General features: G+C 51.0%; 8 protein-coding genes and 1 pseudogene. 3 read left to right on the top strand and 6 right to left on the bottom strand.

What is annotated here, in order from left to right:
• Positions 1-286, top strand: a 286-nt coding sequence (locus H503_RS0110725; protein ID WP_162141343.1) for a transposase, incomplete at its 5' end; no start/stop codon positions are given.
• 57 nt (positions 287-343) lie between these two features.
• Here the strand turns inward: H503_RS0110725 and coaBC are convergent.
• Genes coaBC through H503_RS0110695 form a run of 6 tightly spaced genes read right to left on the bottom strand, consistent with a single transcriptional unit; the run spans position 344 to position 4,248 of the window.
• Positions 344-1,546, bottom strand: coding sequence for a bifunctional phosphopantothenoylcysteine decarboxylase/phosphopantothenate--cysteine ligase CoaBC (gene coaBC, locus H503_RS0110720; protein WP_009016424.1), 1,203 nt, complete (start codon positions 1,544-1,546; stop codon positions 344-346).
• A gap of 12 nt (positions 1,547-1,558) precedes the next feature.
• The gene (gene rpoZ, locus H503_RS0110715) at positions 1,559-1,765 is read right to left on the bottom strand and encodes a DNA-directed RNA polymerase subunit omega (RefSeq protein WP_014128678.1); all 207 of its coding nucleotides are present in this window, start codon (positions 1,763-1,765) and stop codon (positions 1,559-1,561) included.
• Positions 1,766-1,786: 21 nt separating this feature from the next.
• Positions 1,787-2,416 carry a guanylate kinase gene (gene gmk / locus H503_RS0110710; protein WP_009016426.1) on the bottom strand — a complete coding sequence of 210 codons (630 nt, stop codon included), beginning with the start codon at positions 2,414-2,416 and terminating at the stop codon, positions 1,787-1,789.
• The gene (remA, locus tag H503_RS0110705; protein ID WP_009016427.1) at positions 2,409-2,693 is read right to left on the bottom strand and encodes an extracellular matrix/biofilm regulator RemA; all 285 of its coding nucleotides are present in this window, start codon (positions 2,691-2,693) and stop codon (positions 2,409-2,411) included. Before remA ends, gmk begins: the two co-directional genes overlap by 8 nt.
• A gap of 16 nt (positions 2,694-2,709) precedes the next feature.
• Entirely contained in the window at positions 2,710-3,612 is a 903-nt protein-coding gene (locus tag H503_RS0110700; protein ID WP_016459478.1) for a YicC/YloC family endoribonuclease, read from the bottom strand.
• A 12-nt stretch (positions 3,613-3,624) separates the two neighbouring features.
• The gene (locus H503_RS0110695) at positions 3,625-4,248 is read right to left on the bottom strand and encodes a hypothetical protein (protein WP_016459477.1); all 624 of its coding nucleotides are present in this window, start codon (positions 4,246-4,248) and stop codon (positions 3,625-3,627) included.
• A 159-nt stretch (positions 4,249-4,407) separates the two neighbouring features.
• Here H503_RS0110695 and H503_RS0110690 point away from each other — a divergent pair, with 159 nt between their 5' ends.
• Together H503_RS0110690 and H503_RS0110685 are read left to right on the top strand one after the other, a co-directional pair.
• The gene (locus H503_RS0110690) at positions 4,408-6,132 is read left to right on the top strand and encodes an Rqc2 family fibronectin-binding protein (protein ID WP_009016430.1); all 1,725 of its coding nucleotides are present in this window, start codon (positions 4,408-4,410) and stop codon (positions 6,130-6,132) included.
• A 50-nt stretch (positions 6,133-6,182) separates the two neighbouring features.
• Positions 6,183-6,449 (top strand): annotated as a pseudogene (locus H503_RS0110685) (helix-turn-helix domain-containing protein); the annotation flags it as partial.

The following is a 6,449-nucleotide window of genomic DNA, read 5'->3' as shown; positions in this document are numbered from 1 at the left end:
TGAATTGGCTGCGAAGCGGGAGCTAAACAAATGGTTAGCTATGGTAATGGGCTACAACTTAGATGCTTTTAAAGGGATTTTAAGATCTTTTAAAGATTGGGAGGCTGCAATTATTCAAGCAATTATCCAGCCATACTCCAATGGATTCACAGAAGGCTGTAACAACCTGATTAAGACGGTTAAGAGAGTTGCATTTGGAATGCGTGATTTCAACAGATTTAGGAACCGGATTCTCTATGTGAATTGGCAAAAAAGGAACTCGGCAAATGCCTTGCCGAGTTCCTAAAAGGCGATTTAGTTGTGGGGCACCCCAACATTTGACAAAGAACCCCATTTTATGCTTTTATTTTTCAGCCGTTTGGTCTCGCACGATATCAAGGATGAGATTTCCGACATCCTCTTTTGACATAAGACCCGGTTCCTTGATGCTTCCATCGGGGAAAAGCAGCTTGACGATGTTTGTATCCGTGCTGAAACCAGCGCCTGGAGCCGTAACGTCATTTGCGACAATCATATCAAGGTGCTTTTTCTGCACTTTGGCGGCCGCGTTGGCAATAAGGTTCTGCGTTTCCGCGGCAAAGCCGACGAGGAACTGATGGGTCTTTTTTTCTCCTAACAGTTTCAGGATATCAGGGTTCTTATCAAGGTCGATGGTGAGGCTTTCCTCATTTTTCTTGATCTTTTGCGCGGCTTTTTCATGGGGCCGGTAATCGGCAACAGCAGCAGCCTTGATCACGGCATCCACCGAATCATAGACGGTGAGGCAGGCATCCAGCATCTCCTGGGTCGATTCCACGGGAATCAGTGTTACATTTCGCGGGGCCGCAAGGGCCGTCGGTCCTGAGACAAGGATCACATCGGCGCCGCGGCGCGCTGCATCGCAAGCAATGGCGTAGCCCATCTTGCCGCTTGACCGGTTGCCGATGAAACGCACCGGATCAATGGCTTCCCGGGTTCCTCCCGCCGTCACGAGGATGCGGCGTCCCCGAAGGTCACCATCCCGTTTTGCAAAAAAGTCATCAAGATAGGCTTTGATGTCTTCCGGTTCAGGAAGGCGTCCAGCCCCGTTGATGCCGCAGGCCAGGTAGCCCGCTCCACTCGGCATGATAAGAATGCCATCCCTGCGCAGCGTTTCCAGGTTGCGCACGACAGCGGGGTTATTGAGCATATTCGTGTTCATGGCCGGACAGATGATCTTGGGCTTATCGCAAGCCATAAGCGTCGTCGACAGAAGGTCATCGGCAATGCCGCCAGCCATCTTGCCAATGATATTGGCCGTAGCCGGTGCCACAACCATAAGGTCACACCAACGGCCCAAGGCCACATGCTCCACATTGAATTCATCATTGCCACGCCACATATCATAGGCAACAGGCGCGCCGCTGATTTCCTTAAATAACAGAGGGGACACAAGCTTTGTGGCGGCCTCCGACATTACGACACGGACCTCTGCCCCGGCCTGGACGAGACGGCTGACAAGGGTGACCACCTTATAGCAGGCAATTCCACCGGTCACACCGATTGCAATCTTTTTGCCCTCTAACACAGTGGACTCCTTTTATTTCTTGGTGTTCGACTTGGGTTCCGCCGTTACAAGCCCCTGGGCAATTTCTTCCATAGCGATGGAAACGGGCTTATTGGATTTGCTTTCCACCAGGGCCGGTGCATGGTCAACAAGCTGGCGAGCCCGTTTGGCAGCCATAATGACAAGGCCATATTTGGAACCTACTTTTTCAGCCAGATAATCAATGGACGGATCAATCATAGTCATGATAACAACACTCCTTTAGTCTTGTTCAGTCGTCTTTTGTTGGCAGATTTCATCAACAATGTAGTAGGTGCGTCCCACTTTGAGATGTTCCACATCGATGATTTTGCTGACCTTGTCCGTGGCTCTTTCCACTTCATCGTTGACGACAATGTAATCATACTTCGAAGCATAGGCTAGTTCCGATGTCGCTGCGCTGAGTCGGCGCTTGATGACATCAACCGCATCAGTCCCGCGTTTATAAATGCGCTTACTGAGTTCATCAAGGGATGGCGGGACGATGAAAACAAACACCCCGTCAGGGTAGCTCTTTTTGACCTGCAGCGCGCCTTGGGGATCGATTTCAAGGACGACGTCAAGGCCTTCGTTCAGCTTATCAAGCACGTACTGACGCGGGGTCCCGTAATAGTTTCCATAAACGGAAGCATGTTCCAAAAGGCCGCCATTTTTGATCATTTCCTCAAATTCCTCACGGGTCTTGAAGAAATAGTTCTTGCCGTCCACTTCTCCCTTGCGGGGTTCACGGGTCGTGCAGGAAACGGAATAGGCCATGTGGTCCCGTTTCTCAAGGAGCCGTCCGCAGATGGTTCCTTTGCCGGCACCGCTCGGTCCAGAAAGGACAAGTAAGATTCCCTGTGGTTTATTCATGGTCTCCTCCTTCTCCAGCTTCGTCGTCAACGTCATCGTCAACGGCAAACCGGTTGGCAATGGTCTCTGGCTGCAGGGCCGAAAGGACCAAATGGCCGCTGTCCATGATGAGGACGGAACGGGTCCGGCGCCCATAGGTTGCATCAATGACGACACCCTTGTCGCGGCCATCCTGGATGATCCGCTTGATAGGCGCCGATTCCGGGCCGATGATGGTAACGACCCGTTGGGCCGATACAATATTGCCAAATCCGATATTGATCAGTTTGATGTCCATTTCCTACTCCTTGCCACTATTGAATATTTTGGATCTGTTCCCGGACCTTTTCAATCTCACCCTTCATTTCAACGACAGTCTGGGTCATCGTCGAATCACTGCATTTGGAGGCAATGGTGTTGGCTTCACGATTAAATTCCTGTACCAGGAAGTCCATACGCCGACCGACAGGATGATCTTCCTGGAGCATCTGGCGGAACTGCTTGATATGACTGTGGAGACGGACCATCTCCTCTGTCGTGTTCACCTTATCCGCATAAAGAGCAACTTCCTGGATGAGACGTGACTCATCCAGGTCCCCGGCTCCATGGGCACGAAGGGCCTCAAGAAGCCGCTCTTCAAGGCGCTTTTCATAATCCTTGACCGCTTCAGGGGCGCGTTCTTCCAGGAAGGAAAGCTTTTCTTCGATAAGGTCTACGCGGCGCGCCACATCTTGGGAGATGTTGCGGCCTTCTTCCTCCCTCATCGCGTCCAAATGGCGCAGTCCCGTCTGGACGGCACCCAGCATATGGGGCCAGAGCGTTTCAAGATCGATCTTTGCCTCTCCGGGGATGACCACATCGGGGCACTTTGCCACAAAAAGAACCTCCCGCCCCTCATCAACCGCGCCTTCATGAGCGCCCAAAAGGGCTGAAAGTTCCTTCAAACCATCATGATAAGCCTTTGCAAGGCCTTTGTCAATTGTAATCTGACGGCCTTCCGTTCCCGTATAGGCTGCATTGACAAAAACGTCCATATGTCCCCGGCTCACATCATCCAAGATCACCTTGCGCATCCGGTTTTCAAGGGGTGCCAAGAAGCGCGGCATGCGGATGGACAGTTCCGCATAACGGTGATTCACGGTCTTGATTTCAAAGGTAAAGGAAAACGAATCATCCTGATAATCGCCACGTCCGTAGCCGGTCATACTCTTTAACAACGTAGGGCCCCCTTAGTTTACTTTGTCAAGTTTCAGCACGTACTCCCGCGTTCCACCGACCTCATCAGTTACAGCAAGGACCATGGTCCGCTTGGGATCGAGCTTCTTGAGGTCAAAATAGATATAGTACTGATCATCCCAGACATTGACCGTGACGACGCCGCCCGCGGCGGCACTGTTCACCTTCATCTTGCGCCGAGCCGCATGGTTGAGATTCGTGTAATAGGGTTCCACCACATTGGTGCCCTGATACATCTTGACCTTGAGGAATTTCGGTTCAAGCTTGGTCGTCGTACTGATTGTGACACCGAGGGCAAGCACACCGTCATAGGCCTTGGCCACCTTCATGCCCCGGCTGATTGTGGGAGTTCCCCCATTTTCCGCAAGACTCTTGGCATCGATGGCTGCCATAAGATAAGGCGTGTACATAACCGTTTTTTCCCCGACGCCATAACGGTTCGTCTGCTTACGGTCGTAGACGGTCCAAGGCGCTACCAGTTCAAGGTCTGACGCTCCTTTGCGCTGGGATCCGTAAAGCTGGGCAGCAGCAATATTGTTTTCCGTAAGGGGGAGCATGGCGTAAGCCGATTGGGTCAGTGTCAGAAGGGCAACAAGCAGCAATCCTGTTTTTTTCATTCCATAATCTCCTTTGCGGTTTGACCAGAAAGAATCCACATATTATACTGTGTGAAGTGCCGTCTGGCATCTTACGATTGCAGACCACGCATAATGTATCCATATATTATATAAAAAAACGGGAAATCGTGCAAATATAAGCCAAAAGGAGGCTTTTTCATGAACCTCGAAGGCATGACCTTACGCGTTCTTACTAAAGAGCTGCGGGACCATCTGGAAAACGGCAGGATTTATAAGATTTTCATGCCGAGCCGCAATTCCCTGCTCCTTCAGATTACGCTCCAAACCCATACCGAAAACCTGCTCATTGATCTATCCGGGGATTCCCCCCTCGTGACACTTCCCGAGCGTCTTCCTGAACGGCCAGATAGGCCGCCCAGTTTCTGCATGCTCCTTCGTAAACACCTTGAAGAAGGCCGCATTACGTCCATCACGCAGCTGGGCCTTGACCGCGTTCTTGTCATAGGCATCGATCTGATTGGCCGGGAACGCAAGATCATCACAAAAAAACTGATTCTTGAACTGACAGGAAAAAACAGCAACATCATCTTTGTTGATGAAACAGGGCTCATCGTCGACGCTCTCCGCCACATTGGAAAGAAAGAAAGCCGCGTGCGCCAGATCTTGCCAAATAAGCCCTATGAAGCGCCGCCCCTTGGGGAAGGCATTTCCTTTCTTGAAGGTGACCCCCATGCCATCAGGGAGGCTTGTGTGGCAAGCGGGAAAGATAGTCTCACCGCCGCCCTCATTGCGGTAACTGTCGGCATCGGAAAAGAATCCGCCCAGGAGACCGTCTACCGTGCAGGCTTTGACAAGGCACCGGCCCTATTTTCCCTAAAGGAAGCAGCGGCCCTTGAAAAAGCCATCTTCTCCATCCAAGAAGAGGTAAAAGCCCATCTGACAGGGGAAATCCAGACCGTCATGGCCCAAATCGATGGGCGCAACCGGATGAAGCACCTAACTGCCTATGAGGCCCATGTAGGGGAAAAGATGACAGCCCGTTCCTTTCCTTCCCTCTTAGCCGCCCTGCTGTATAGCGCCAGCCTCGTTCCCATCCAGATTCCCGAAAAGGACACACTGCAAAAGCTCGTCCTCAGCCACATGGCAAAAACCAAGAAAAAACAGAAGGCCCTAGAAAAAGATCTCCTGCGGGCCGAAGACGCCGATACTCAAAAGATCATGGCCGATACACTTATGGCTTATGGAACTGCCATAAAGAAGGGGGAACAGGCAGCAACGCTCCAAAACATCTATACCAATGAACCCCTTACCATTGCGCTCCAGCCCCAGCTGACGGCCATAGAAAATGCCCAGGCCTACTACAAACGCTATAACAAGTACAAACGGGCAGTGAGCGAGATTCATACCCAGCAAGCTGAAACGGATAGTCTCCTTGCCTATCTGGAAAGTCTTGACGCGTCCCTGGATACAGCCATCACCAAAGGGGATGTTTCAGAAATCAAGGAAGAAATCATTGCCCTTGGCCTCCTTCCCAAGCCCCGTAAAAAGATGGCGGTCCAGTCCAAATCAGTTCCGCTTAAAGTCGTTCTTTCGGAAGACACCCTCCTTTATGTGGGAAAAAACAACAAGCAGAATGACTATGTCACCTTCAAACTAGGACGCGCCCATGATCTTTGGTTCCATGCCAAGAACATTCCGGGCTCCCATGTCATTCTGAAAACGACCCTTCCAAGCCCCAGGGAAGAAGATATCCTGCGGGCTGCTCAAATCGCCGCTTACTACAGCAAAGGACGCTTTTCCAGCCGCGTTTCCATCGACTGTACGCAGCGCCGCTATGTAAAAAAGCCAAACGGAGCCAAGCCGGGCTTTGTCATTTTCACCAACCAAAAAACCATCAACGCGGAGCCAAAAAAAGAACCGTGACCCAATGAAATGTACCCTCTTTACTAGACACCCAGTAAGGAGGGTACATTTTGCGTTATACGACTGAATTTAAGCTGATGTGTGTAGAACTTTATCGTCAAGGTAAGTGGGTAAAAACACCTAAAGGAATTAAAACAGCAAATTTCCGTAACAAGATTCGTACTTGGAATCGTATCGAACAGGCTGGCGGACCGGGAGCATTGTGTCACAAAGCACATTACAAGGCATGGTCCCCAGAGGAGAAACTTGAATTGGTTTCACAAGTAAATGCCGGACAGTCAATGATGGCTGTCGCCTGTCAATATGGTATGAGCTAT

The organism is Acidaminococcus intestini DSM 21505, from assembly GCF_000425045.1.
In the GTDB taxonomy this organism is placed as follows: domain Bacteria; phylum Bacillota; class Negativicutes; order Acidaminococcales; family Acidaminococcaceae; genus Acidaminococcus; species Acidaminococcus intestini.
This window is presented reverse-complemented; position numbering and strand designations above follow the sequence as displayed.